Raw genomic sequence first — 26,858 nt, 5'->3', positions numbered from 1 at the left:
GGCGCCTCCTCAGCTATCCCTCTGACCGCGCGCGTGTGCCGCTCGTCGCCTCATCAAGGCCACACCGCCAAGTGCGCTTCCCGTCACCATCGCCGTGCCCGCGCCGAGAAGCCCCAGCCCGGAGCCCTCCCCCGGAGCCTCACCCGTCTGCGCCCCGCCGCTGGGCGTGATGATCACCTGCGGCGTGGTGGGGGTGGGCCTGGTGGGGGTGACGGTGGCGGTCACGGTCAGGGTGGGCTTGGGCGTCGATGTGGTCGTGCTGGTGGTGGTGCTCTTCGTCCCGACCGACTGGTCGTCGTTCTGGCCGCCGGTCCCACTCGGGGTGGGCGTAGGCGTGGGGGTGACCGTGGGAGTGGGAGTGGGGAGGGTGGGATCGACGGAGGGGTCCGGGTCGGAAATCGTCGGGCTGGGCGAAGAAGACCCACCCGGCTCGGAGATGGTGACGTTCACCGAGACCGGCGCGCTGACGAGCGTGCACGTGGCCCGGTAGTCGGCCGGCGGGTTCGCCAGTTCCCTCGTGATCACCCGGAAGGCGTCGACCTGGGCGAACTTGCCGGCCTCCAGGTTCGTGACCTGGATGGTGTGCTCGCCGTACTTGAGGCCGTTGAACCTCCACAGCGTGAGCCCGCCCTGGTGCGCGGCGTTCGTCGGCGTGCCGTCGGGGTTCTTCGAGGCGTCGATGGAGGACGGCGTGGCGTCCTGGCCGTCGATCTTGAACCCGACCTGCCCCGCCTCCGTGCTGCGCCGGGCGATGTACTCGATCCCGGTGCCGGTGAACGTGAAGGTGGAGAAGGAGTTCACCTTGTCCGTACGGTGCAGGTCGCGACCGTGGTCGCCGATGCTCAGCGGCTGGTCGTTCAGCTCGTACCAGTCGGCCGCCGCGTGGTAACCCACCCGGGGGTCGTCATTGTTGACCATGACCTCGCCGGCCGGAGGCGTGAAGTCCACGAACAGCTTCCGGGGGGTGACCTTGACCGTGCCCGCCTGGACGGTGTGGGCGGCGTCGGAGATCCCGTCGGGGAGCTTCAGAATCTTCCCCGGCTGCAGCTTGCCGGGCTGGTCGACGAGGCCCTTCGGCTGGAGGACACCGACCCAGCTCCCGGAGAGCTGCACGTTCCCGGTGACCAGGACCTTGCCCCCGGGGCCGAAGAAGCCCGGCGAGCCGAACCTGGCCGGGTCGCCGTTCTTGTAGTTGAGGGCCCAGCCGATGTTGAGCGGCTCCCCGACCGTGAGCGTCGTGGGAATCGACACCGTAGTCCGGAGGTTCACCGTGCTGCCGTTGAGGGCGATCCCCCCCGTACAGCTGTAGTCGACCACGAGTTCGGCATTGCTGGCACCGGACGCACCGGTGGGCAGCACGACCAGCGCACCGCCGAGAAGGCACAGGGCCGAAACCGCGAGAGACCTACGGAGCCCAGATCGCCACCGAACCACCACACACTCCGATCACGAAGGCTGCCGTCAACGGGCATACCCATAGCACACCGAGGGTAGATCGTACGGTTTCACCATCTTTGGCGCAGCGAGATCGCGGGTGGATCCGAAGACCGTGGCGCACTTGTGATCTGGATGTACCTCTGCATACCCCGGCAAGTCACACCAACGGCACGAGACCGGCTGTACCTGGTAGTAACAGAATCGTATTCTGTGTACACGAGTCGGCGAGAGTCGTCACGAGTCCCTGGGAGGCACACTATGCGGCGAGACCTCTTCGAGGAGGAGCACCAGCTCTTCCGGGAGACCGTGCGCGAGTTCCTGGCCCGCGAGGTGGCGCCCCACCACGACCGCTGGGAGAAGGACGGCATCGTCCCCCGCGAGGTGTGGAAGAAGGCCGGGGAGATCGGGATGTTCGGCTTCGGGGTGCCCGAGGAGTTCGGCGGAGCCGGGATCACGGACTTCCGCTACAACGCCGTGATCGTCGAGGAGGTCATGGCGATCGGCGCGACCGGCCTGGGCTACTCGCTGCACAACGACGTGATGGCGCCGTACTTCGTGGACCTCACCAACGACGAGCAGAAGGCCCGCTGGCTGCCCGGATTCGCCTCCGGTGAGCTGATCACGGCGGTCGCGATGAGCGAGCCCGACGCGGGCAGCGACCTGCAGGGCATCAGGACGACGGCCGTACGCGACGGCGACCACTACGTGGTCAACGGCCAGAAGACCTTCATCACCAACGGCATCAACTCGGACCTGGTCGTCGTGGTCGCGAAGACCGACCCGGGCGCGGGTGCCCGGGGGATCTCCCTGCTGGTCGTCGAGCGGGGTATGGAGGGCTTCAGCCGGGGTCGCAACCTGGAGAAGGTCGGCATGCACGCCCAGGACACGGCGGAGCTGTTCTTCGACAACGTCAGGGTCCCCGCGGCCAATCTGCTGGGCCCCGAGGACGGACAGGGCTTCTTCCAGCTCATGGCCAACCTGCCGCAGGAACGCCTGTCGATCGCGGTGATGGCGGTGGCGGCGGCGGAGACGGTCCTGCGGACGACCATCGAGTACTGCAAGAGCCGCACGGCCTTCGGCAGGAACCTCGGCAGCTTCCAGAACACCCGGTTCGTCCTGGCCGAGCTGGACACCGAGGTGGACATCGCCCGCCTCTACGTGGACAAGTGCATCCTGGCCCTCAACGCCAAGGAGCTCACCGCCGTGGACGCCGCCAAGGCGAAGTGGTGGACCACGGAGCTGCAGACCAAGGTCATCGACCGCTGTCTCCAGCTGCACGGCGGCTACGGCTACATGATGGAGTACCCCGTGGCCAAGGCCTGGGTCGACAGCCGCGTCCAGACCATCTACGGCGGCACCACCGAGATCATGAAGGAGATCATCGGCCGCTCCTTCGGCTTCTGAGACCGGCCTTCCGACGTTCTGGAACCGGCCTTCCACGACAGGCCTTCCGAGACCGGCCTTCCACGACCGGCCTTCCAATCTCCCGAGCCCGGCCTTCCACGACCGGCTTCCGGCACACCCCACGGAGAACCGCCGCCCGCGCCCCGCGGACGGCGGTTCCCCGTGGTCGGCCGGGGCCGTCACTCCTCGGTGATGTCCTCGATCTGGACGGCCACCCCGTCCTTGATCGTCACCTTGGCGAACAGGGCGCCGCCCTTCTTGATCGTCGTCTGCAGCTGCTCCGTCGAGCAGCTGTACGGGGCCTCGCCCTCCTTGCAGACCAACCCCCGCGCGTCACGCACGACCGTGTACGGCAGCAGGAGGGCTTTCACCTCCTGGTCGCTCTCGGAGGTCACGGTGATCCCGTCCACCCCGCGCAGGGCGATCTTCCCCCTTATCGTGGCGTCGACGTCCCGGCCCCCGGGAACGCTCACGGACGGCGACGCCGTGACGAGGCCGTCGACGTCCACCGACGCGGAGGCGGACGGGGAGGGCGTGGCGGAGGCCACCGGGGACGGAGTGGCGGAGGCGGTCACGGTAACGGTGGCTGTGGCGCTCGCCGACGCGCTGGACGCCCCGGGCGTGCCGCTCCCGCCCGAACATGCGGAGAGGCCTGCGGCCAGAGCTGCCACCAGCAGGGCACGCGTTACCTTCGATGTCCTGTTCACGAAAGGTACGATCCCATGGGTTGGGGATTGCCTTTACCAACCGCGGGAACGCCCCCGGCGACGCATACTGGTCAACGGAGACTCTCCGAGGTGGTGACGATGGACAGCGGGCTGATTCTGCTGATCTTCCTGGCGTTCCTGTTCGCCTGGGGCCTGAACCGGGTGCGGCGCGCCTTCCGGCTCGGCCCGGTCGCGTACGTCGGCGTCATGGTCGTGTTCGTCATCGCGATGCTCGCCATCTGGGGACAGACCGTCCGCTGACCCCCTGTCGGCCCCGGACGTTCCGACACCGGGCGCCCTGAACGTCCCGAGTGACGCGAGTGGCCCGGTTCGGGTGACACGAGCGCCTCCGCCTACCGGGACGCCTCCAGCAGCACCCCTGCCACCAGCTCGGGATCGTCGGTCATCGGCAGGTGCCCGCAGCCCCTGAGCAGCTTCACCCGCTGCCCCGACCATCTGGCCGCGCGGATGGCCTGCCGGCGCGGGAGCAACCGGTCGTGCTCACCCCAGGCGATCGTGACGGGCGCCTTCGGCGGCGCGGGGGGCATCAGCCCCGCGAACGAGGCGAGGGTCTCGTCGAAACCGGAGGCGTCCCCGAGCGACTGGAGGGCGGCGAGCAGCGCCTCGGGCGAGAGCCTTCCCGGATGGGCGACCATGACACCGGCGCACAGGACGCGGCCCAGCGGATCCTCCGCGAGGGCGGCGGCCCGTCCGGGGGGAAGGTGGCGGGCGGCGGTCCTGGTGGCGCGGAGGACGGCTCGCGTGTACGCGAGCTCGCTGCGGTTCCAGAACCCGACGGGAGAGAGCGCGGTGGCCGAGCGGACCACCCCGCGCGAGGCCAGTTCGAGGGCGACGTAACCGCCCAGGGAACTGCCCGCCACGTGAGGGTCGCGCAGGCCGAGCACCCCGAAGAAGGCCTCGATCGCGTCCGCCAGGCTTTCGGCCGTGTAAGGCGTTCCGGACGGCAGCGGCGGCGAGACGCCGAAACCGGGAAAATCGACGGCGATCACGTCTCGCTCGGCGGCGAGCCGGTCGAGCACCGGCAGCCATGCCTGCCAGTGATGCCCGATACCGTGCAGCAGGACCAGGGGAGAGCCTGTCCCGCGCCGTTCGAACGCCAACTCCATACCCCGAGTCAATCACCGATCGGGGATGTGTTCCAGCTCTGTCGCGGGTGGCTCAGCGCGACCTGGTGGGGATCTCGAACCAGACGGCCTTGCCCTCCTTGGTGGGGCGGGAACCCCAGCGCTTGGCGAGCTGGTCGACGAGGTAGAGACCCCGTCCGCCCTCGTCGTTCTCCCCCGCGCTGCGGATGCGCGGCAGCCGGAGATCCTGGTCGAAGACCTCGACCCAGACGGACTCCCCGCCCCGGCGGAGCCTGAGCGTGAACTCCTTCTCGTTGACGATCTCGTCCTCGAAGCCGGGGACGTCCCAGGACTCGTCGAACAGCGGAGGGCCGTCCATCGTCAGCTCCCTGCGCGGGATGCTGGCGCTGGCGGCGTGCAGCACGACGTTGGTGACGACCTCGGAGACCAGCAGGCAGGCGAGCTCGGCGCGCTCCTCGGGGACGTTCCAGCCGACGAACGCCTCCGAGGCCATCCGGCGCGCCTCCCCGACCATGATCGGCTGAGCGGGGAAGGTGCGCTCCTCGACGGCGAGGTCCTCGGAGGCGGACCTGAGCACGAGGATGGCCATGTCGTCGTCGATCTCACCGGGCACCGCGACGGTGGCGGCGTCGGCGAGGCGCTCGACGGAGGCGTCACTGATCTCGATGAGCTTGCCGCAGAGCTGCGCCAGCGTCTCCTCGACGTTGGGCGGCCTGCCGTCGGCGTCACGGACGGGGCGGCGGTCGACGAGCCCGTCGGTGTAGAGGAGCAGGGCGGCCCCGGGGGGCAGCGTCCGCGTCTCCTCCTTGTAGACCAGGTCGGCGTGCATGCCCTTGGCCCGCACCCCCAGCGGCTGGCCGACCTCGCGGATGTCCAGCTCGGTACAGGTGTTGCCGATCAGCAGCAGCGGAGGGGCGTGACCGGCGTTGGCGAACGACAGCTGCCGCGACCAGGCGTCGTACACCAGGTACTGGCACGTGACGATGGGCGGGACGCTGATGTCGGTGCCGCTCTCGTCCTGCTCGGGGGTGGCGATGATGCGCGTCCACTCGTCGAGCCTGGCGAGGATCTCCGCGGGCGGCTTGTCGTCCTGGGCGAAGGCCCGCAGGGCCGCCCGCAGCTGCCCCATCACCGCCGCGGCCTTGGCTCCCCTGCCCTCGACGTCGCCGATGACGATACCGACCCGGCCCGCCGACAGCGGGATGACGTCGTACCAGTCGCCGCCGACCTGGGTCTGGATGCCCTGCCCGTGGCTGGCCAGGGGGGCGGCCGGGTAGTAGCGGACCGCGATCTCCAGCCCGTCGAGCTGCGGCAGCGCGCGGGGCAGCAGGTGCTTCTGGAAGGACTCCGCGGTGTGCCGCTCCTCCTCGAACAGCAGGGCGTTGTCGACGGCGAGGGCGACCCTGGTGGCGATGGCCCCCACGAAGTCGCGGTCGAAGGCGTCGTAGTGCGGGCTGCGCCGGTCGGTCAGGTTGGACAGTCCCAGGTACATCAGCCCGAGGGTCTCGCCTCGCACGCACAGCGGCGCGACGATGGCCGAGGTCATGCCGATCTCCGCGGCGAGGCGGGTGTTGGCCTCACCCGGGCTGGGATAGTTGGTCTGGGAGAAGTCCTCGACGAGGATCGTCTCCTGGCGGCGCAGCGCGATCTCGGCGTAGTGCCCCACCGGGTAGCGGATCTCCGCCCCGAGCGGCGCCCAGGTGTTGGGCGGCGGGCTCCAGCCCTGGACGTGGGTGGAGACCCTGCGGGTCAGCCGCCCCTCCTCCATCAGCTCGATGAAGCAGTGGTCGGCGAACTGCGGGACGAGCATCTCGGCGACGCGCTTGAGCGTCTCCTCGACGTAGAGCGATCCGGCGAGACGCTCGCCGATCCGTTCCAGCAGGCCGAAGCGGTCCTTCTCCCGCTCGTTGCTGCGCATCGCCTCTCGGGCGGTGATGACGATGCCCGTCACCGCTCCCGAGGGGTGCCGCAGCGGCACGGCCTGTGCCCGTACGTAGATGATCGTCCCGTCCCCGCGCCGGACGTCGAACGTGCCCTCCCAGACGCCGCCCTTGAGGACGTGCTTGGAGAGCTCGACGGCGAGCGGGTGATCCTTCTCCATGATGCCCAGGGAGAGGGACTGGTCACGGGGCCCCGAGGTGCCGGGGCGCCCGAACAGCCTTTCCGCGAAAGGATTCCAGTAGAGAAGGTTGCTGAATCTGTCGGTGACCACCACCGCCATCTCGGCGTGATCCAGGACGGAACCGGCCGTAAGGTGATCAGCGGCGTCCTGGGAAACATCCCCCCACCGCTTCATCCGGTGACCACCCCTCGTGGGCGGGTGTGTGCAAAGCGAACCACGGTTGCTCCTGCAGTCTCGGCCTGGGAGCGGAGGGACTCCCGAACGGGATCCAACCGAGCTAAGTGGCCTCGGTCAGCGTGTGGAGACGAAAACGTGCGCGGCAACCTCTCGCGGGAGATCCGCAAGAAAATTGTCCGCCTCGTCGTCACCTGTCACCCGCACACCGTCGTCGCTCGCCGCGAGCGTCACCTCGCGTCCGGGTTGTATCCCAACTTGCTTGAGTTTAAGCATCACAGCCGGATCGCTTTGCACTTGTTCGCTAATTCGCCGCACGACAACGGGTATATCTCTGGGTCCGGCCATCGCGGCCATCGACGGCAGCGACTCCAGTTTCCCGGCGGGAAGGCCGACGACGCCGAGTTCCTCAAGGCCGGGGATCGGATTGCCGTGCGGATCCTCCGTGGGATTGTTGAGCAGGCTGACGAGCCTGGCCTCCACGGATTCGGACATCACGTGCTCCCAGCGGCACGCCTCGATGTGCACCTCCTCCCAGGGCAGACCGATCACCTGGGTTAGCAGGCACTCGGCGAGGCGGTGCTTGCGCATGACGCGGGTCGCGAGCGTGCGCCCCAGGTCGGTCATGGTCAGGTGGCGGTCGCCCTCGACGCGGACCAGGCCGTCGCGCTCCATCCGGGCGACCGTCTGGCTGACGGTGGGACCGCTCTGCTGGAGGCGCTCGGCGATGCGCGCTCGCAGGGGGACGATGCCCTCCTCCTCCAGCTCGAAGATCGTACGAAGGTACATCTCCGTTGTGTCGATCAGGCCGTGTGCGGTCAAGGTTCCTCCCGTCCTCTCTCGATGCTACGTCCGTCGCGCGGTGTTCCCGGGAGGGCGGCGCGGGACCTCGGAAGTTTGAGAAGACGACCCTATTGGGAGAACAGCCCACGATGACAAAGGACCGCAACACCTGAGGACGCCAAATCCTTCCCTAGCTGCTCAAACGCTACGCGCGAGCGGGCGATATTTTCTGAAGGCCGGGACGGCCAGCCCCACCGCGACCACGGCCACCGCGCAGGCGATCCCGCCGCCCACCCAGGCCCACGTGGCGCCGAACCACGAGGCGGTGCCCCCGGCCCGCAGATCCCCCAGCCGGGGACCTCCCGCGACCACCACCATGAAGACCCCCTGCATCCTCCCGCGCATGTCGTCGGGCGCGTGGGTCTGCAGGATCGTCTGCCGCCACACCGCGGAGACCAGGTCGGCGGCCCCGCCGAACGCGAGCAGGGCGACCATCAGCCACAACTGGTCGGCGAGCCCGGCCGCGGCGACGGTGAGCCCCCACGCGGCGATCACGTACGTGAGCACCAGTCCCTGGCGCCGGACCCGGCCCACCCAGCCCGACATCAGGCCGCCGAGCACCGAGCCGATCGCGATGCTGGCCGACAGCCAGCCGAACGCGACCAGGGAGCCGCCGAACCGTTCGTCCACGATCTCCGGGAACAGCGCCCTGGGCAGCGCGAACGCCATGGCGATGAGGTCGACGACGAACGACATCAGCACGACCGGGTGTCCGGAGACGTAGCGCAGGCCGTCCACGACCGATCGCAGTCCCGGGCGGGTCACCTCGCCGACCGGTTCGAGCCTCGGCAGCCTCACCGCGGCGTAGAAACCGGCGCCGAACAGCAGCGCGTCGATCAGGTAGGCGGCGGCGAAGCCGCTCTGGGCGAGCACGATCCCGCCGAGCAGGGGTCCGATGACGGTGCCGAGGCCGCCCACCAGGAAGTTGAGGGTGTTGGCCGCGGGGATCAGGTCGGCGGGGACCAACCTGGGGATGATCGCGCCTCTGGTCGGCCCGGTGATGGCGAACCCGGTGGCGTGGACGGCCACGGTGGCCAGCAGCAGTTCGACGCTCGTCGAGCCCAGGGCGGCCTGGACCAGGAGCGCGAGCGTCCCCGCCCAGGCGATCAGCGCGCCGACCAGGAGGAGCCTGCGCCGGTCGACCGCGTCGGCGATCGCGCCGCCCCAGAGCCCGAAGACGATCAGGGGGATCAGGTTGGCCGGGCCGAGCATGCCGACCCAGAAGGACGACTTCGTGATGTCGTAGATCTGCGCGCTGACGGCCACGGAGGTGAGTTGGAAGCCGATGAACGACACGCCCTGACCGGCCCAGAGCCGCCGGTAGGCGGGGATGGCGAGCGGGCGCGTATCAGCCGCGTGCCTACGGACGAAATCCCCGAAACCCACCCTGCTACCTCTCTACCTGACATACATGGATATATCAGTAAAGAGAGGGCAAGGTGTCAGGGGGCCAGACGTTCGATGATCCAGGTGGCGCCGGAGCGCCGGTAACGGAGGCGGTCATGCATGCGGTCGGTGCGGCCCTGCCAGAACTCCACCTCGGACGGCACCACGCGCAGCCCGCCCCAGAAATCGGGGATCGGCGGATCCTCGGGCCAGCGCTCCGACAGCTCCGCGTACCGGGCGTCCAGCTCGTCCCTGGAGTGCACGACCGCCGACTGCCGCGACGCCCACGCGCCGATCCGCGACCCGTAGGGCCGGGATCTGAAGTAGGCGGCCGACTCCTCGCGCGGCAGCCGCACCACCGAACCCTCCACCCGCACCTGGCGGCGGATGGAGTGCCAGGGGAACAGCAGGGCGGCACGCGGGTTCTCCGCCATGTCCCGTCCCTTGCGCGACTCGTAGTTGGTGTAGAAGACGAACCCGTTCTCGTCGTAACCCTTGAGCAGAACCGTCCTGGCCGTCGGCCGCCCACCCGCCGAGGCGGTCGCCAGCACGGTCGCGTTCGGCTCGGGAAGCCCGGCGTCCACGGCGTCGCCGAACCAGAGGGCGAACTGCGAGAAGGGGTCGGGGGCGAGATCTGCCTCGATCAGGGGCAGCCCCTGGTACGTGCGGCGAAGGCCCGCCATCGAAGGCGGTCGCGATGTGGCATCCACGGGAAGGTATTCTCCCGTGCCGAACAGGAAGCCCGCGCGGCGCCCCCCACCTGGGGCGATCGCGTTCCGGCGGGTCCGGCGGCACACCGCCTCGACCCAGGGGGTTGAATATGACCCGCCGGTATCTCGACATCAAGGCTTTGACTTCAAGAAAGGGAGGCAGCCGAGAATGTCCGACTTCAAACCCGGGCTCGAAGGCGTTGTAGCTTTCGAGACGGAGATCGCGGAACCGGACAAAGAAGGGGGCGCCCTTCGTTACCGGGGCGTCGACATTGAAGAGCTGGTCGGCCGCGTCTCTTTCGGACACGTGTGGGGCCTGCTTGTCGACAACAAGTTCCAGCCGGGCCTGACCCCGGCCGAGCCCTACCCCATTCCTGTCCATTCCGGTGACATCCGCGTCGACGTGCAGAGCGCGCTGGCCATGCTGGCCCCCGCGTACGGTTTCAAGCCGCTGCACGACATCGACGACGCGCAGGCCCGCGCCGACCTGGCCCAGGCCAGTGTGACCGCCCTGAGTTTCGTCGCGCAGTCCTCGCGCGGCCTGGGGAAGCCGATGGTTCCCCAGAGCGAGGTCGACAAGGGCGAGAGCATCGTCGAGCGGTTCATGATCCGCTGGCAGGGTGAGCCCGACCCCAAGCACGTCAAGGCCATCGACGCCTACTGGACGTCCGCCGCCGAGCACGGCATGAACGCCTCCACCTTCACCGCCAGGGTCATCGCCTCCACCGGAGCCGATGTCGCCGCGGCGCTGAGCGGTGCGGTCGGCGCCATGTCCGGGCCGCTCCACGGCGGTGCGCCCGCGCGCGTGCTGCACATGATCGAGGGCGTCGAGCAGCTCGGCGACGCCAGGAAGTACGTCCGGTCGGAGCTCGACAAGGGGCAGCGCCTCATGGGCTTCGGTCACCGCGTCTACCGTGCCGAGGACCCCCGGGCGCGTGTGCTCCGCCGCACCGCCAAGGAGCTCGACGCACCGCGTTACGAGGTCGCCGCGGCGCTGGAGAAGGCCGCGCTGGAAGAACTGCACGCCCGCAAGCCCGACCGGGTGCTCGCCACCAACGTCGAGTACTGGGCGGCGGTCATCCTGGACTTCGCCAAGGTTCCCTCCTCCATGTTCACCTCGATGTTCACCTGCGCCCGCACCGCGGGCTGGGCCGCCCACATCCTGGAGCAGAAGCGCACGGGCAGGCTCGTCCGCCCCAGCGCCGACTACGTGGGTCCGTCCCAGCGCTCGGTCCAGGACGTCCCCGGAGCCACCGAGGTCGTCCACCCCTTCTGAATTCCCCCTCCTGTACGGCTGTCGCGCGGCGTCTCGCGCGGCAGCCGTTGCCGGTTCCGGGCCCATTCCGGATCCCCCACGTCCCGGATCACCCCACCCGGTTCCCGAGATCACCCCGCACCATGCCCGTTCCGGGCCCATTCCGGGCCCTCCACGTCCCGGAGCACCCCGCCCGGCCCACGCGACCACCCCGCCCTGCCCAAAACCCCGCCACGGCTCGTCTCAAAATCCGGACCCCGTCCTGGATCGATCCCCGGGCTCAGTAGGCTGGTCAGGTGGCTGACATCGTGATTCCCTCTGACATCAAGCCCGCCGACGGCCGTTTCGGCTGCGGGCCCTCGAAGGTGCGCCCCGAGCAGCTCTCGGCTCTCGCGGCCTCCGGGTCCAGTGTCCTGGGCACCTCTCACCGCCAGAAGCCGGTCAAGTCGCTGGTCGGGCGCGTCCGCGCGGGGCTTTCCGAGCTGTTCTCCCTCCCGGAGGGGTACGAGGTCGTCCTGGGCAACGGCGGCACCACCGCGTTCTGGGACATCGCCGCCTTCGGGCTGATCCGCGACAGGTCCCAGCACCTGCACTTCGGTGAGTTCTCCTCCAAGTTCGCCTCCGTGGCGGCCAAGGCCCCGTGGCTGGGCGACCCGACCGTGATCAAGTCGGAGGTCGGCAGCCACCCCGAGGCCCGGCTGGAGGAGGGCGTCGACGTCTACGCGCTCACCCACAACGAGACCTCGACCGGCGTCGCGATGCCGATCAGGCGCGTGGGCGAGGAGGGCTCGCTCGTGCTGGTCGACGCCACCTCCGGCGCCGGCGGCCTGCCCGTCGAGGCGAGCGAGTTCGACGTCTACTACTTCGCGCCGCAGAAGAGCTTCGCCTCCGACGGCGGCCTCTGGGTCTCCCTGATGTCCCCGGCGGCGCTGGCCAGGGTCGACGAGATCGCCTCCAGCGGGCGCTACGTCCCCGAGTTCTTCAGCCTCCCGGTGGCGATCGACAACTCCTCCAAGGACCAGACGTACAACACCCCGTCGGTCGCCACGCTCTTCCTGCTCGCCGAGCAGATCGAGTGGATGAACGGCAACGGCGGCCTGGCCTGGACGACCGCCCGCACGGCCGACTCGGCCCAGCGCCTCTACACCTGGGCGGAGAAGACCTCCTACACCAGCCCGTTCGCGGCCCCGGAGTTCCGCTCCAACGTGGTCGGCACGATCGACTTCTCCGACGACGTCGACGCCTCCGCGATCGCCAAGGTCCTGCGGGCCAACGGCATCGTCGACACCGAGCCCTACCGCAAGCTCGGCCGCAACCAGCTGCGCGTCGCGATGTTCCCCTCCATCGACCCCGACGACGTCGAGGCCCTGACCACCTGCGTCGACTACGTCGTCGAGCGCCTGTAGTTCCCCGCTCCCCGGGAGCCGGAATCCGTCCCCGCCGGGCCGGCGACGACGGCCCCGGTCCCGTCCCGGAAGCCGGACTCCCGGCTCCCGGGGCGGGAGCCTAGGGCAGCGTGCTCGGGGTCCCGCCCGTTCCCGGGGTGTGCGCCTGCTCCCCCGCGCGCCGCGCCAGCTCGTGCAGCAGGCGCAGGGCGTCGTCCGGATCCACCCCCTCCGCGAACCGCGAGAGTACGGGGGCCCGGTCGGGACTGCCGGCCAGGGCCGCGAGCATCAGCCCGGCCACGTGTTCGTCCCGTGAGCGGCTGGCGGTGTAGCGAAAGGCGTTGCGCGCGGGCGCCCTCTCCAGCAGACCCTTCCTGACGAGGCGCTCGGCGACGGTCTGCACCGTGGTGTAGGCCAGGCTCCGTTCGGCGTCCTGATTCAGCATGTCCTGCACCTGGCGAACCAGCAGTGGCTGCTTGCAGCCCCACAGCACGTCCATGATCGCGCGTTCCAGGGATCCCAGGTTCACCCGCGGCCACCTTTCGAGGGTCGCGCCCGGCTGTAATGGCCCTGGAACATGTACGGGCACGCGGCCAGGCAGGTTCACACATGAAATTTTGTCACATTGTCACTTAAATCAATCGATGCATCCATAGCTAATTGATTCCGGCAGAATCTTCTGCTGCGCGGTCATGGGAGAAACTCCCCCGGAATGCGGCCGACGCGAACTCGCCGACACCGGATTCGGCCGTCCGGGACGCCGATCGTGTCATCCGGACATCCGCCGGCCCCGCCGACGAAGGACCCCCCCGGATCGGCCCTGTCGCCCTGGAGACCGCGAGCCGTCCGATCTGGCCTCTTGGGATTCCCGAGGCGCTGCGAAGCCCCATATAGCGCCCACAGCCCCGTACAGCACCCTTTCCTGGGTTAAGCCCCCCGAAAGTCGGACGACGACCAGCTCTTCGGAGCGGGAAAGGCCCCGCGTCGGCGAACGACGGAGTCTCGACGGGCGAGAGCCGTGCGGGCGGAACCCAGCGGGTCCGTCTCAACCCGCGGAATTCAGCGGGCGGGTCCGGCGGTGCGACAAACGAAATTCGGCGCACGGGGCCCGGCGAACGGACGGGCCCTAATGTCCGGGGATCAGTAGGCGGACCCTAATGTCCGGGGATCAGTAGGCGGAGGCGACGGCCCGGCGGCGCCTGCGGCGCACCACCCAGGCCGCGATGACACCGCCGACCAGACCGAACAGGTGACCCTGCCAGGAGATGCCCGCCTCACCGGGAAGCACGCCCCAGATGATCGAGTAGTAGGCGATCGCCACGCCGACACCGATCACGATGTCGAGGGCGCGACGGTCGAACAGGCCGCGGGCGACGACGAAGCCGAAGTAACCGAAGACCAGGCCGCTGGCGCCGACCGTGATGGCCGTCGGCGAGCTGGTGAACCAGACGCCCAGACCGCTGACCAGGACGATGATCAGGCTGGCTGCCAGGAACCGGCCGATCCCGCGCAGCGCGGCGAGGAAGCCGAGGATCAGCAGCGGCAGCGAGTTGGCCATCAGGTGACCGAAACCGGCGTGCAGGAAGGGCGCGAGGAAGATGCCGCCCAGGCCCTCGGGATCCCAGGCCCGGATGCCGTAGACGTCGAACTCCCCCGGCATGACGTAGTCGGCGACCTCGATCACCCACATGGCGCCGACCATGAGAACGTTGATGATCGCGGCGCCCAGCGCGCCCGCGGCCAGATTTCCCGCCCTGCGCTTCAGAAGGGCACTGGAGGATCGGCCGGTGGGGGTCATCCCGGTCGCGTGGTCGTTCATGCACTCTCCTGGCCTTGGAGCGGCGGCGTGAATATCAAGTGCCCTCGTCGCACTTGCCCACACCTTTACCGTACGTACTCCTGGCCGTGAACGCGCCGGGCGTGATCCCTGGAATCACGCCCGGCGCGCAAACTCCTTCCGGCCCCGGGGGCTACTCGCCCTTCCACCGGGGGGCGCGCTTCTCGGCGAAGGCCGCCGCCCCCTCCATCGCGTCCTTGGAACCGAACACCGGGCTGATGATCTCCCCCTGCTTCGTGAACATCTCGTCGCGGCTCCAGTCCGCCGACTCGACGATCACACGCTTGGTCGCGGCGAGCGCCAGCGGGGCGTTGGCGGCGATCCTCTTCGCGAGCTCGACGGCCGTGGCCAGCGCCTCGCCCGCGGGCGTGACGTGGTTGACCAGGCCGAGCTCGTACAGCCGGGAGGCAGGGAAGTGGTCGCCGGTCAGGGCGATCTCCATGGCGATGTGGTACGGGATGCGCCGCGGCAGCCGCATCACACCGCCCGCCCCCGCGACCAGCCCCCGCTTGGGCTCGGGAAGCCCGAACTTGGCGTCCTCGGAGGCGATGATGATGTCGCAGGCCAGCGCCAGCTCACAGCCTCCGGCCAGGGCGTAGCCCTCGACGGCGGCGATGAGGGGCTTCTTCGGCGGCGCCTCGGCGATGCCGCCGAACCCCCGGCCCTCCACAACCGGGAAGTCCCCGGTCAAAAACCCCTTCAGGTCCATGCCCGAGCAGAACGTGCCGCCGGCGCCGGTGAGGACGTAGGCCGCCACGTCCCTGCGCTCCTCCAGCTCGTCCAGCGCGGCGGCGACGCCCCGGGCGACCGCGCCGTTCACGGCGTTCCTGGCCCTGGGGCGGTTGATCGTGATGACGGCCACGCCGCCGTCGACTTCGACCAGAACCTCGTCAGACACCGGGTGACTCCTACTTGGGCTGGAAGCGGATGCCGCCGTCGAAACGGACCGTCTCGGCGTTCATGTAGTCGTTCTCGATCAGCGAGCGGACCAGGTGGGCGAACTCGGAGGCCAGCCCCATGCGCTTGGGGAAGACCACCGGGGCCACGAGCTTGGCCTTGAACTCCTCGGCGTTGGCCGCGAAACCGTAGATCGGGGTGTCGATGATGCCGGGGCAGACGGTGTTGACGCGCACGCCGATGGCGGCGAGATCGCGCGCGGCCGGGACGGTCATGCCGACGATGCCGCCCTTGGACGCCGAGTAGGCGACCTGGCCGGTCTGCCCCTCCAGCGCCGCCACCGAGGCGGTGTTGATCACCACGCCACGCTGGCCGTCCTCGTCGACCGGCTCCGTCTTCGCGATCGCCGCGGCGCCGATGCGCATGAGGTTGAAGGTGCCGATCAGGTTGACCTCGATGACCTTGCGGTACGAGGCCAGGTCGTGGGGCGAGCCGTCACGGCCCACGGTCCGGCTGGCCCAGCCGATGCCCGCGCTGTTCACCACGACGCGCAGCGGCCTGCCGGTCGCCACGGCCGCGTCCACGGCCGCCTGCACCTGCTCCTCGTCCGACACGTCGGCCTTGGCGAAGACGCCGCCGAGCTCGTCGGCCAGTGACTTGCCACGCTCCTCGTTGAGGTCGGCGATGACGACGGTGGCGCCGTGCGCGGCGAGGTCGCGGGCCGTGGCCTCGCCGAGGCCGCTGGCACCGCCCGAGATGATTGCTGCTGCTCCGTTCAGGTCCATGAGCGGACTTTAACGCGCGGACCGAATGAAGTTCTACTCGGGGTGGGGTAAAAATCGCCGATGCTAGATCTCCCCGACGGCACTGCTCACGTCGGGATAGACCTTGATCCGCCGGTCGAGCCCCGTCGTGCGGAGGATCCGGGCCACCGGCGCCTGGGGCGCCGCCAGGGAGACCCCGCCGCCCTCGCCCGTGGCCAGCCGCCACGCCTCGATCAGCACGGAAAGGCCGCTGGAGTCCATGAAGGACAGGGCGGTGAGGTCGAGGACCAGCCGCGCGCCGTCCAGCTTGATCGCGTCGCGGACCTCGTCTCGCAGAAAGGGAGCGGTGAACAGGTCGAGCTCGCCCTCGACAGCCACCACCACGGCGTCCCCGACGGCGCGGCGAGCCAGCCGTAGCTTCATCAGTCCTCCTCGCGCCCGAAGGGCAGACCCACTTTACTTTGCTGCCACTCCATGTGAGGTCATGCGCGATTGTTCACAGGAAGTTCGCGCCAAGCGCGCCTCGGAGCCGGGAGCGGAACCCCCGGAACAGGGCGTCCCGGAGCGGAGGCCCCGGAGCCGGAAGCCGGGCGTCAGGGGGCGGCGAAACCGTACGGCAGTTCGAGCCGGTGGGCGGCGAGAAGGCTCGCGTCGGCGAGGATCTCGCGGGTCGGCCCGTCGGCGGCGATGACGCCCCCGGAGAGGATGAGCGAGCGTTCGCACAGCTCCAGCGCGTACGGCAGGTCGTGGGTGACCATCAGGACGGTCACGTCGAGCCCCCTGAGGATCTCGGCGAGCTCGCGCCGGGAGGCCGGATCCAGATTGGAGGAGGGCTCGTCGAGCACCAGGATCTCCGGCTCCATGGCCAGCACCGTCGCCACCGCGACCCTGCGACGCTGGCCGAAGGACAGGTGGTGCGGCGGCCGGTCGATCGTCTCCAGCATGCCCACGCGCTCCAGCGCGTCCTTGACCCGCCGCTCCAGCTCCTCGCCCGCGACCCCCATGTTGGCCGGGCCGAAGGCCACGTCCTCGCGGACGGTCGGCATGAAGAGCTGGTCGTCGGGGTCCTGGAAGACGAGCCCCACCCGCCTGCGGATCTCCTTGAGCGAGCCCTTGCCGACCGGCAGCCCCGCCACGGCCACCGTGCCGTGCCCGGCGGTCAGGATGCCGTTGAGGTGCATCACCAGCGTGGTCTTGCCCGCGCCGTTCGGCCCGAGCAGCGCGACCCGCTCACCGCGCTCCACCCGGAGGTCCACGCCGAACAGCGCCTGCGTGCCGTCCGGGTACGCATACGCCAGGCGGCTCACCTCGAGCGAGGGCGGCGGAAGCGGGGGCCGGGCCGGCACCGGCGGTGAGGACGGCACTGTCACGCGAACCCCCAGCTCCCGAGTAGCACGGCGAGTGCCGCACCCGGCAACATACCGGCGACGAGCCACTGCCGCGAAGCGGCGGAGAGGTCCTGGATGACCGGCATCGAGCCGGTGTAGCCCCGGCTGAGCATCGCCAGGTGCACCCGCTCGCCCCGCTCGTACGAGCGGATGAACAGCGCCCCCGCCGACCTGGCGACCACCGGGATGTGCCGCACGTCCCTGGCCACGAACCCGCGCGACTCCCTCGCCACCCGCATCCGGCGCATCTCGTCCAGGATCACGTCCATGTAGCGGAGCATGAACATGGCGATCTGCACCAGCAGCGGCGGCAGCCTCAGGCGCTGGGCGCCCAGCAGTATCAGCCGCGGCTCGGTGGTGGCCGCCAGCAGCACGCTCGCGACCACGCCCAGGGTCGCCTTGGCCAGGATGTTCCAGGCGGCCCACAGGCCCGCGACGCTGAGCGAGAGCCCCATGAAGGTCACCCGCTCGCCGAACCCGATGAACGGGATGGCCAGCGCGAACACCACGAACGGGACCTCGACCGCCATCCGCCGCAGCACGAATCCCGCCGGGACGCGGGCGAGTGCCGCCACGGAGGCCAGGAGCACGGCGTACAGCCCGAAGGCCCAGAACCACTCGCGCGGGGTGGCGACCACCACCAGGGCGAACCCGGCCACCGCCACCAGCTTGCACTGGGGCGGCAGCCGGTGCACGAGCGTGTCGCCCGGCCGGTGGAGTTGGTGATGGTGGCCCGATCCCACTAGACGGAGACCTTCTTGTCGCTGTCGTCCCTGCCGGTGCCGCCGTCCTCGCGGCGGCGCACGGCGTAGAACACCCCGCCGCCGACGGCGAGGGTCACCCCGACGCCGATCACCCCGGCCACGCCCACCGGGATGCCGCCCACGTCCCCGTAGTCGGCGAGCGGCTGCTCGCCCAGCGAGTGGTCGGTCGCCTGGCCGATGAAGCCCTTGTCCTCGGCGACCGACTCCAGTCCGTCGGGCGAGGAGGAGGCGTAGAAACTGACGACGCCCGCCAGCAGCGCCGCCACCGCGATCCCGGCGGGCAGGAACCAGCCCGGACGGCGGGCGGCGACCGGCGCCGAAGACGCGGCGGACCTCGGGGTCTCGGGGGTGACGGTCACGTCGCCGTCCGCCCCGCGCAGGATCAGCGGCGCGACGAGCTCGCGGGCGCCGTAGACCAGGTCGGGCCGGATCGCCAGCACGGTGCTGACGGTGACCGCGGTGATCAGGCCCTCTCCCACGCCGATGAGCAGGTGCACGCCGCCCATCGCCGCGGCGACCGTGCCGATCTCGATGGGCGCGGTACCGCCGGCCCAGAACAGCAGGGTGAACGCCAGCGCCGAGGCGGGCACCGAGACCAGCGCCGCGACGAACGAGGCCGCCACCACGGCGCCCCTGTTCCGCACGCTCCGGGTGATCAGGCGGAAGACACCCCACCCGACCAGCACGGCGACGAGGCCCATCAGCGTGATGTTGACGCCCAGCGCGGTCAGCCCGCCGTCGGCGAAGAAGAACGCCTGCACCAGGAGGACCACGGCCACGCACAACACCGCCGTGTACGGGCCGACGAGTATCGCGGCGAGCGCGCCCCCGAGGAGGTGACCGCTGGTGCCCGCGGCGACCGGGAAGTTGAGCATCTGGACCGCGAATATGAAGGCGGCGACCAGGCCGGCCATGGGAGCGGTGCGGTCGTCGAGCTCGCGGCGGGCGCCGCGCAGGCAGACGGCCACCCCGGCGGCGGCCACCACTCCCGCCGACACCGAGACGGCGGCGTTGAAAAAGCCATCGGGTACGTGCACTACAAGCCTCCGAAATGCGGATTTGCCCCTAACTTTAGGCCATGGGCTTGTAGTTGCAAGAAGGTGGCATTAACGCACGATACGTCTAATGAAAGTTCTGGGGCCGAGAGTTCGGACCACCGTGCTGAGCCGGCCCTTCCCCGCCGTGGCGTAGGGCCTGACACTCCACCGGATCGCGCCGCGCCACCACGTGCGCGGATGCTCGATCACCTCGGGCACCGCCTCGATCCTGAAGCGCGCGGGTGGCCCGCCCAGGTCGAGCTCCAGGTAGGCGTCCCAGGTGCCGGGGCCCAGCCGCCCCATCGCCTGGGACGCCGTGAACGTGCCGCCCTCGCCGACCGTGACCGGCTCGCGCCGCTCCCGGCTCGACTCTCGCTCCCGCCAGACCAGGTAGCGCACAGCCTCCGCCGCCGGGGCCTCCGTGCCCACGCTGACCTCGCCGTCGAGCACCAGCCGGTGCCCGGCCGCCCAGCGGGCGCGCACCAGCCTCGCGCCGCCCGGCACCGCGACCACGTGCCCGCCGATGTCGAGGCTGAGGTTGCCGTACGGGTGGGTGAAGTACGGGAGGGCGACGACGTCGCCGACCACGCGCGGCGCGGGCGGCGCGATCAGCCCCTCCCCGTCGGCGCCCAGGCGCGCGAGCCGGGGGACGCCCTCGAAGGCGACGCTCACGTGGACGTCCCAGATGCCGGAGGACAGGGTGGTGACGTCGACGGTGCCGGTGAACCCCGCGCAGTCGCCGGTCACCGGGACCACGACCTCGTCGGAGGGACCGGGGTCGGCGTGCCGGCGTCGCAGCACCAGGGCGAGGTCCCCACCGGTGATCTCCGGGCGGTCGTAGCGCTCCAGCGTGCTCAGCGCCACCTTGCCCGAGATCGCCAGCCTCCCCTCGCGTTCCCGCTCCCAGCGGAGCGCGGTGAGCTCCCGGCGGACCGAGGCCGACTCGATGTGCGCCAGCCGCACCAGGCGGTCGATGTCCTGCAGCGCGGCGATCCGGCTCCGGTCGATCGCGGGGAGCCGCTCGCGGACCCCGTCGGTCAGCCACCGCTCGCACATGTCGGCCACCTCGGCGGCGATCTCCTTGCGCTGGACCTCCCCGGCGTCCAGGAAGGGCCTGCCGAGGTTGCCGAAGGCGTCCATCCGGAAGTGGCGCCGCAGGAGGTGGTCGCGGAGGTCTCCCGGGCGCACGTGGGCGAGCATCAGCTCGATCGGCCGCTTGATCATCCGCAGCCAGGAGACCGGGTCGCGGCTGCCCTGCCGCTGCATGATGCTGGTGCCGTCCGGCCGGGCGACCAGGTGGTAGCAGTCGTAGTCGGCGACCACCGAGATCACCTCCGCGTGACAGTAGGCGTGGGTGGTGAAGACCACGTCCTCCCCCACCAGGAGCGTCTCGTCGAAGCGGATGGCGTGCCGCTCCAGCATCTCCCTGCGGAACAGCTTGAAGCAGCTCAGGCTGTTGTAGACCGCGCTGTCGCCGAGCGGCACCCGCTCGGCGTTCTCCTTGAACATCGAGATCGGCACCTTGCGGTCATGCCCGACGATCTTCCCGAGCACGATGTCCGAGCCGTTGCGGTCGGCCATCGCGAGCATCCGCTCCAGCGCCTGGGGGCCGAGGTAGTCGTCCGCGTCGCAGAAGAAGACGTACCTGCCGCGCGCGTGGGAGAGCCCGACGTTGCGCGGGCGTCCCGCGCCGCCGGACGCCGCCTGCCTGACGACGCGGATCACGCCGCGGTGGCAGGAGGCGTACAGGTCGAGCAGCGCGGCACCGCCGTCGGTGGAACCGTCGTCGACGACCACCACCTCCAGGGCGACCCGCTGGATCAGCAGCGAGGTCAGGCATCTGTCGAGATAGGGCCCGCAGTTGTGAAGCGGGACGATCACGGTGACGTCGACGTCGGACCGGATCGCCTCCTCGCTCGTGATGTCGCGGCCGCCCCGCTCCATGCTCGTGATATCGCAGCCGCCCCGCCCTGTGCGGACTCGCTGGAGGATCGTTACTGTCACCGCCGCGCCCCTCGTCGGTCACTTTCCGCTTATCTAGCGTCTCAGTATGTGACGAAGGGGCGTCCGTACGGGGCGAATCCACAGGGTTGCCTCCCCGATCCACCGGTGCGGGAGACGCATGGGGAGTGAAACAACCGTTTCGTACGTCTTGCGCGATACCCCCGGACCTCGTCAGACCTCGTCGGGCCTCGCCGCCGCGACCCGGGCGGAGTCCTCACGGCCGTCCCCGACGGGGTCGCCATCGCCCTCGCCACCCTGCCGGGCGGGGTCGTCACGACCGCGCGAAGCCCGGTGCGCCCCGGGCACCCGTGTCCGGAACCGGCGGCGCAGCAGCCAGGCGAGGACGTACAGGGCCACCGCCACCGCGAGCAGCGCCCCGAGGAAGTGGAGCGGAAGGATGACCAGCGTGGCGCTCCGCGTGGAGGTCCCGCCGGTACCCGAGACCGACACCGTCGCGCGGCAGACGCACATGAACGGCGGATTCTCCCACCTGGCGGTGACGGTCCTGCCGACCCTGCGGGGCAGGGTGAAGTCGGGGAACGGCACGTCGTACCCGTTCACGACGACCTTCAGGCCCCGAGGGGCGAGGAAGTCGCGGTGGACGGTCCCGGTGTTGTCGACGGTGGCGGTGAAGTCGATGGGCCCGCCCGTCGCGAAGCCGCTGGAGGTGGTGAGGTCGTCGACGCGCAAGGACGTGTCGATCGCCCCCGGAAGCGTGAGATAGATGGGCGTTCCGATCACCCGGTTGACCCTGAGGTTGCCTTCGCCGGAATCGGCGGGCACGGCGAAGAGCAGGGCCACCTGGTACCCGCCGGGCTCGGGCCTGGGCGGGGGATCGATCCGTACGGTGACGCCCCGCTCCGCGCCGGGGGCGAGGCGGAAGCCCGCCGGCGTGACCCTGAGCCAGCCGGCGGCGGAGCCGGGGGCGGCACGCTCGAAGGCCGTCCGGCCGGTTCCGTCCACCGTGAAGTTCGCCCTGCCGACGGCAACGTCGAGCGGCGACCGGCCCCTGTTGGCCACACGGAACGACTGGGGGTCGTCGATCCCCTCCGGCCCGACCGCCAGGCGTGCCGGGCTCACCGTGAGCGAGAAGTCCGGATTCGGGGCCGGGCCGGAAGCCCCCAAAACCCCGGAACCCGTCACCGAGGCCATGCCGCCCGCCACGAGAAACGCGACGATCACGCGCTGGAGCCCTCCGGCCACCGCACATCCCCCTGCCGTCGTGGAACGCCGCCGGAGTCCGCCTCGGCGGTCACACACTCCGCGACCATCGCGCTCGCCATCACCGCGCCCCTGAGCACCAACGGGGCCCTTCCCCAAAGATCCCCTCAAGATCTTTTTTACCCATAGTAGTCATTTGATCACACAGGGCGCAAGCTCCGGAGGGACATGTCGGCCGCGCCCCCGGCGCGCGACGCTTTCCGAAGTCGCTTTCCGAAGTCGCTTTCCGAGGTCGCGTTTAGGGTGAGGCCATGAGCCGATGGACGCAGCCCGCTGCCGACGCCGGCCTGGCGACGCTCGTCGGGGTCCTGGTGGGCATCGCGATGAGCGTGGCGATCGAGCCCGCTCCCGGGTCGCGACCTCCCGACGTGATCGCCTACGGTCTCGCCGCGATCATCGGCGGGGTTCTCCTCGTCCGCAGGCGCTCACCGCTGGGCGTGCTCCTCGTCACGACCGCATGCCTCCTGCTGTACTACAGGCTGGAATATCCGGGCATCACCCCGGCCGTCCCCCTGGCCGTCGCGCTCTACACCGCAGCGTCGGGAGGACTGCTGGCGTGGTCGCTCGGTGTCGCCGCGCTCTTCGTCGTGCTGGGGCTGACGATCCGCCCCCTGCATCTCGGTGAGCCGATCCTGCAGGTGCTCACGGACATGACGGCCCAGGCGGGACTGCTCCTCGCCGTCGTCCTGCTGGGCGAGACCCTGCGCAGCCGGAGAGCACGGCTCGCGGAGGCCCGGGAGAGGCTGGCCCTGGTGGAGGCCGGACAGGAGCGCGAGGCGGCCCGGCGGACGGCGGAGGAGCGGCTGCGGATCGCCGGGGAGATACACGACGTGCTGAGCCACACGATCACCGGGATAACCATCCAGGCGGCGCTGGCCGACGACGTGCTCGACGATCGGCCGGCCGACGCGCGGACGGCCCTGCGCGCCATCCGGACGTCCGCCAGAGAGGCCACGATCGAGCTCAGGTCGGCCCTGGGACTCCTCCGGACGGACGACGGCGAGCCCCCGCCGCACGTACCGGCTCCCGGCCTGGGCCAGGTCGGCGAGCTGACCGGACGGGCGCGGAGCGCCGGACTGGAGGCGACGGTCGTGGTGAGGGGTGAGGCGCGGCGGCTGCCTCCTGCGGTGGACCTCGCCGCGTTCCGCGTCGTGCAGGAGTCGGTGACGAACACGATCCGGCACGCGAACGCCAAGACGGTACGGATCACCCTGGCCTACGAGCCGGACGCGCTTGAGGTCGAGATCGTCGACGACGGACGCCCCCGTGAGGACCGGGACCGGGAAAACGACGAGCGCACGGAAACCGGGGTGTCTCCGGGCTACGGGCTCAGCGGGATGGAAGAGCGCGCGTCGTCCCTCGGCGGAACGCTCGCGGCGGCCCCCCTTCCCGGCGGCGGATTCTCCGTCCTCGTCCGGATGCCGACCGGAGACGCCGCGTGATCCGGGTACTGATCGCCGACGATCAGACGGTGGTCCGGGTGGGCCTGCGCGGGCTTCTGGAGAACGGCGACGACATCAGGGTCGTCGCGGAGGCGACGACGGGGGAGGACGTGGTCCGGCTCGCGCGCGAGCTGCACCCCGACGTCGTGCTCATGGACATCAGGATGCCGGTCATGGACGGGCTGGAGGCGACCAGGCGGATCGCCGGGGACGACACGCTGTCCGCGGTTCGCGTGATCGTGCTCACGACCTTCGATCTCGACGAGTACGTCATGGACGGCCTTCGCGCGGGTGCGAGTGGCTTCCTCACCAAGGACGTCGAACCCGCCGACCTCCGGCAGGCGGTACGCGTGGTCGCCCAGGGCGAGGCGCTGCTGTCCCCCGGGGCGACCCGCCGGTTGATCACCCGCTTCCTCGCTCAGGAGCCGTCCCGGCGGGACGCGGGTGTGCTCGACAGGCTCACGGGCAGGGAGCGCGAGGTCATGGCACTCGTGGCGGCCGGGCTGAGCAACGAGCGGATCGGCGAGCGTCTGTCCATGAGCCCGGCGACCGCACGCACCCACGTCCACCGGGCCATGCTGAAACTGGGCGCGCGCGACCGGGCCCAACTCGTGGTGATCGCCTACGAAACCGGCCTGGTCCATCCCGGGCACGCCTGACGACCGGGACACACCCGACGGCCAAGACGCACCCGGCAACCGGAACACACCCGACGACCAGGGCGCATCCGGCACCGTACGGCTCCCGCCCGGTCATCCATACGGTGATCTGCGTAGCCGGTGTCGGCACAGGGCGGATGCGTGAGCCGGTGCCGGGAACCTAGCGTCGGCGCCCATGTACGAGTTCGCGGCGAACGCCGACAGCATCCTGGTGGCCCTGCTCCTCATCGTCTGGGGCGTCGCCGGGCTCCTCGCGGGTGGCCTCTCCACGCGTCGCCGGACACGGGCCCTGCTCGTGCTGATCGGCGTGGGAACAGGCGTCGCGGCGGCTCGGGGGATCGACACCGGCCTGCTGTGGTCGACCGGCTGGGTCTTCGCCGCGGACCGGGTACTGGTGGCGCTCCCCCTGCTCGCCGTCCCGATGGTGGCGACGTTCGCGCTGGCCGTCCCGGCACTGCGGCGGATCGCCGGACGGCCCCACACGACGGACATCGCCGGGCGGCCCCAAACGATGGAAGGAGCGGCGGGGGCGCCGGTGCCCTTCCCGGTGTCCGTCCGAGTGCCCTTCCCGGTGTCCGTCCGGGTACCGGTGCGGACGACCGCGGCTGCCGCCCTGCTCGGCGCCTACATGGAGTACCTCTCCCGCCCGCTCCCTCCGTACGGCGCGGACATGGCGATCTACGCGGGCGTCCTCCTCGTGGCGGCGGGGGCGTCCCGGGCGCGAAGCCCGCGCCCCGGTGGGGCCAGGCGGGTCCTGGCCGTCACCGCCCTGGTGGCGACGGCCGTCACCGGCGCGGGCCTCTACGAGATGCGGACGAGCCGCCTGCCCGACCGGATGTCCATGATGGGCCACGGCGATGTGGACTACGGAGGAGGTCCCGGCGGTTCCCACCACGGAAGGCGGGCACCGGGCACCCCCGCCGCCGGCGTCGCCGACCTCACCGGTCCGCGCACGGGCACCCCCGACCGCGCGTTCACCCTGACGGCCCAGGAAACAAGAATCCGGCTTGGCTCCGGCGCCGTGATCGACGCCTGGACCTACAACGGCCAGGCGCCAGGGCCCTCGCTGACGGTGCGCAAGGGCGACCTCGTCGAGGTGACGCTCGTCAACAGGCTTCCCCGCGAGGGGGTCACCATCCACTGGCACGGCCTGGACGTACCCAACGCCGAGGACGGCGTCGCGGGCGTGACCCAGGACGCCGTCCAGCCGGGCGGGAGCCACGTCTACCGGTTCCGCGCCGACCAGGTGGGCACGTTCTGGTACCACACCCACCAGCGCCCGCTCGTCGGCGTGCGGCGCGGGCTGTTCGGCTCGCTCGTGGTACTCCCCCCGGAAGGCGCGACGGGTGAGGACATCACCGTGATGGCCCACAACTGGGAGCGTCCCGACGGGCCGGTCGCGGCGTTCGGCACGTCGGACACGCTCGGGCGCCGGCCGGTGAAACCCGGCACCCCGGTACGGCTACGCGTGGTCAACACCGACAGGAACGCCTGGTCGGATGTCGAGTCCAGGAACCTCGTACTGGTGGGCACGCGCTTCCGGGTCGCCGCCATCGACGGCGTCGACCTCGACGGCCCCTCCGAGCTCGACGGGGTGCGGCTCTCGGTGGCCGAGGGCGGCCGGTATGACCTGACCTTCGTCATGCCGGACCGGCCGGTTCTGCTGGCCGACCTCGCCAACCCCCGGGCCGGCCTGCTCCTGACCCCCGGCTCGGACGGCCGGATGACCGCACCCCCGGTTCCGCGGGACGCGCCGCTCTTCGACCCCGCGACGTACGGCACGCCGGCGCCGGTCCCCTTCACCCGCTTCGACCGCGACTTCACGGTGGTCATCGACGATGGGATCGGCTTCTACGACGGCGCCGTCCATTTCCTGCCCACCATCAACGGGCACAGCTTTCCCGACACTCCCGTCCAGGTGGTCCGGCGGGGTGACGTCGTCCGTATGACGTTCGTGAACCGCAGCCACCAGGTCCACCCGATGCACCTGCACGGACACCACGCTCTCGTGCTTTCCCGGAACGGCCGCCCGGCCGGCGGGAGCCCGTGGTGGATCGACACCCTGGCCGTCCAGCCTGGCGAAACCTACGAGGTCGGATTCCTCGCGGACAATCCGGGTGTCTGGATGGACCACTGCCACGACCTCGGCCACGCGGCCGACGGCATGGTGACGCACCTGACCTACGAGGGGGTCTCCACCCCCTATGAGATCGGCCGCAAAACCCCCAACCGGCCGGAGTGATCACACTCTCCCCGGGCCGATCACGGCATCGGGCCCGTCCCTCACCGCTTGCCACCCCGGAGTCAAAGAGCCGA

The 26,858-nt window shown here is 70.4% G+C and carries 24 protein-coding genes; 7 read left to right on the top strand and 17 right to left on the bottom strand.

Annotated features, from left to right (window positions below):
* Window positions 1-9: 9 nt before the first annotated feature.
* A complete protein-coding gene (locus tag OG587_RS12390) occupies window positions 10-1,359 on the bottom strand; it encodes a hypothetical protein (protein ID WP_329089855.1) in 1,350 nt (449 codons plus the stop codon).
* Between the two features lie 336 nt (window positions 1,360-1,695).
* Here OG587_RS12390 and OG587_RS12385 point away from each other — a divergent pair, with 336 nt between their 5' ends.
* Window positions 1,696-2,841, top strand: a complete 1,146-nt coding sequence (locus tag OG587_RS12385) for an acyl-CoA dehydrogenase family protein (RefSeq protein WP_329089853.1) — start codon at window positions 1,696-1,698, stop codon at window positions 2,839-2,841.
* A gap of 179 nt (window positions 2,842-3,020) precedes the next feature.
* Here OG587_RS12385 and OG587_RS12380 read toward each other — a convergent pair whose 3' ends face one another.
* Window positions 3,021-3,548, bottom strand: coding sequence for a hypothetical protein (locus tag OG587_RS12380; protein WP_329089851.1), 528 nt, complete (start codon window positions 3,546-3,548; stop codon window positions 3,021-3,023).
* Between the two features lie 99 nt (window positions 3,549-3,647).
* On the opposite strand from OG587_RS12380, the gene OG587_RS12375 reads away from it, so the two are divergent.
* Window positions 3,648-3,809 (top strand): hypothetical protein, encoded by a 162-nt coding sequence (locus tag OG587_RS12375; RefSeq protein ID WP_329089849.1) that lies wholly within the window; start codon window positions 3,648-3,650, stop codon window positions 3,807-3,809.
* Window positions 3,810-3,901: 92 nt separating this feature from the next.
* Here the strand turns inward: OG587_RS12375 and OG587_RS12370 are convergent, their stop codons facing one another.
* From OG587_RS12370 to pdxH, 5 genes are all read right to left on the bottom strand, one after another.
* Window positions 3,902-4,675: an alpha/beta fold hydrolase gene (locus OG587_RS12370; protein ID WP_329089847.1), complete on the bottom strand. Its 774-nt coding sequence runs from the start codon at window positions 4,673-4,675 to the stop codon at window positions 3,902-3,904.
* 52 nt (window positions 4,676-4,727) lie between these two features.
* Window positions 4,728-6,950 carry an ATP-binding SpoIIE family protein phosphatase gene (locus tag OG587_RS12365; RefSeq protein WP_329089844.1) on the bottom strand — a complete coding sequence of 741 codons (2,223 nt, stop codon included), beginning with the start codon at window positions 6,948-6,950 and terminating at the stop codon, window positions 4,728-4,730.
* Window positions 6,951-7,067: 117 nt separating this feature from the next.
* On the bottom strand, window positions 7,068-7,772 hold the full coding sequence (locus OG587_RS12360) for a metal-dependent transcriptional regulator (RefSeq protein ID WP_329089842.1): 705 nt from the start codon (window positions 7,770-7,772) through the stop codon (window positions 7,068-7,070).
* A gap of 159 nt (window positions 7,773-7,931) precedes the next feature.
* Window positions 7,932-9,179 carry an MFS transporter gene (locus OG587_RS12355; RefSeq protein ID WP_329089840.1) on the bottom strand — a complete coding sequence of 416 codons (1,248 nt, stop codon included), beginning with the start codon at window positions 9,177-9,179 and terminating at the stop codon, window positions 7,932-7,934.
* A 56-nt stretch (window positions 9,180-9,235) separates the two neighbouring features.
* The gene (gene pdxH, locus OG587_RS12350) at window positions 9,236-9,889 is read right to left on the bottom strand and encodes a pyridoxamine 5'-phosphate oxidase (RefSeq protein ID WP_329089838.1); all 654 of its coding nucleotides are present in this window, start codon (window positions 9,887-9,889) and stop codon (window positions 9,236-9,238) included.
* 169 nt (window positions 9,890-10,058) lie between these two features.
* On the opposite strand from pdxH, the gene OG587_RS12345 reads away from it, so the two are divergent.
* Window positions 10,059-11,165: a citrate synthase 2 gene (locus OG587_RS12345; RefSeq protein WP_329089836.1), complete on the top strand. Its 1,107-nt coding sequence runs from the start codon at window positions 10,059-10,061 to the stop codon at window positions 11,163-11,165.
* A gap of 275 nt (window positions 11,166-11,440) precedes the next feature.
* Window positions 11,441-12,550 carry a phosphoserine transaminase gene (gene serC, locus OG587_RS12340; RefSeq protein ID WP_329089834.1) on the top strand — a complete coding sequence of 370 codons (1,110 nt, stop codon included), beginning with the start codon at window positions 11,441-11,443 and terminating at the stop codon, window positions 12,548-12,550.
* A 100-nt stretch (window positions 12,551-12,650) separates the two neighbouring features.
* On the opposite strand, the gene OG587_RS12335 is transcribed toward serC, so the two are convergent.
* From OG587_RS12335 to OG587_RS12290, 10 genes are all read right to left on the bottom strand, one after another.
* Window positions 12,651-13,058, bottom strand: coding sequence for a BlaI/MecI/CopY family transcriptional regulator (locus OG587_RS12335; RefSeq protein WP_329089832.1), 408 nt, complete (start codon window positions 13,056-13,058; stop codon window positions 12,651-12,653).
* Between the two features lie 639 nt (window positions 13,059-13,697).
* Window positions 13,698-14,348: a rhomboid family intramembrane serine protease gene (locus OG587_RS12330; protein ID WP_329089830.1), complete on the bottom strand. Its 651-nt coding sequence runs from the start codon at window positions 14,346-14,348 to the stop codon at window positions 13,698-13,700.
* Between the two features lie 151 nt (window positions 14,349-14,499).
* Window positions 14,500-15,264: a crotonase/enoyl-CoA hydratase family protein gene (locus tag OG587_RS12325; protein ID WP_329089828.1), complete on the bottom strand. Its 765-nt coding sequence runs from the start codon at window positions 15,262-15,264 to the stop codon at window positions 14,500-14,502.
* A gap of 10 nt (window positions 15,265-15,274) precedes the next feature.
* A complete protein-coding gene (locus OG587_RS12320; RefSeq protein ID WP_329089826.1) occupies window positions 15,275-16,048 on the bottom strand; it encodes an SDR family NAD(P)-dependent oxidoreductase in 774 nt (257 codons plus the stop codon).
* A gap of 63 nt (window positions 16,049-16,111) precedes the next feature.
* Complete coding sequence (locus OG587_RS12315; RefSeq protein WP_329089824.1) at window positions 16,112-16,450, bottom strand: STAS domain-containing protein; 339 nt, start codon at window positions 16,448-16,450, stop codon at window positions 16,112-16,114.
* 170 nt (window positions 16,451-16,620) lie between these two features.
* Window positions 16,621-17,334, bottom strand: a complete 714-nt coding sequence (locus OG587_RS12310; protein ID WP_329089823.1) for an energy-coupling factor ABC transporter ATP-binding protein — start codon at window positions 17,332-17,334, stop codon at window positions 16,621-16,623.
* Window positions 17,335-17,393: 59 nt separating this feature from the next.
* Window positions 17,394-18,158, bottom strand: a complete 765-nt coding sequence (gene cbiQ, locus OG587_RS12305) for a cobalt ECF transporter T component CbiQ (protein WP_329089822.1) — start codon at window positions 18,156-18,158, stop codon at window positions 17,394-17,396.
* A complete protein-coding gene (locus tag OG587_RS12300) occupies window positions 18,158-19,216 on the bottom strand; it encodes an energy-coupling factor ABC transporter permease (protein ID WP_329089821.1) in 1,059 nt (352 codons plus the stop codon). The genes cbiQ and OG587_RS12300 overlap by 1 nt, the downstream gene beginning before the upstream one ends.
* A 69-nt stretch (window positions 19,217-19,285) precedes the next feature.
* Window positions 19,286-21,220, bottom strand: a complete 1,935-nt coding sequence (locus OG587_RS12295) for a glycosyltransferase family 2 protein (RefSeq protein ID WP_329089820.1) — start codon at window positions 21,218-21,220, stop codon at window positions 19,286-19,288.
* Between the two features lie 171 nt (window positions 21,221-21,391).
* Window positions 21,392-22,423, bottom strand: coding sequence for a hypothetical protein (locus OG587_RS12290; RefSeq protein ID WP_329089818.1), 1,032 nt, complete (start codon window positions 22,421-22,423; stop codon window positions 21,392-21,394).
* Window positions 22,424-22,692: 269 nt separating this feature from the next.
* Between OG587_RS12290 and OG587_RS12285 the strand changes: the two genes are divergently transcribed.
* From OG587_RS12285 to OG587_RS12275, 3 genes are all read left to right on the top strand, one after another.
* Window positions 22,693-23,883 carry a sensor histidine kinase gene (locus OG587_RS12285; RefSeq protein WP_329089816.1) on the top strand — a complete coding sequence of 397 codons (1,191 nt, stop codon included), beginning with the start codon at window positions 22,693-22,695 and terminating at the stop codon, window positions 23,881-23,883.
* Window positions 23,880-24,542, top strand: a complete 663-nt coding sequence (locus OG587_RS12280) for a response regulator transcription factor (protein ID WP_329089814.1) — start codon at window positions 23,880-23,882, stop codon at window positions 24,540-24,542. Before OG587_RS12285 ends, OG587_RS12280 begins: the two co-directional genes overlap by 4 nt.
* Before the next feature lie 175 nt (window positions 24,543-24,717).
* Window positions 24,718-26,784 (top strand): multicopper oxidase family protein, encoded by a 2,067-nt coding sequence (locus tag OG587_RS12275; RefSeq protein WP_329089812.1) that lies wholly within the window; start codon window positions 24,718-24,720, stop codon window positions 26,782-26,784.
* Window positions 26,785-26,858 lie beyond the last annotated feature (74 nt).

It is taken from the genome of Streptosporangium sp. NBC_01469, assembly GCF_036227305.1.
Taxonomy (GTDB): Bacteria; Actinomycetota; Actinomycetes; order Streptosporangiales; family Streptosporangiaceae; genus Streptosporangium.
The sequence above is the reverse complement of the archived record's forward strand: the minus strand, read 5'-3'. Positions and strand labels throughout refer to the sequence as shown.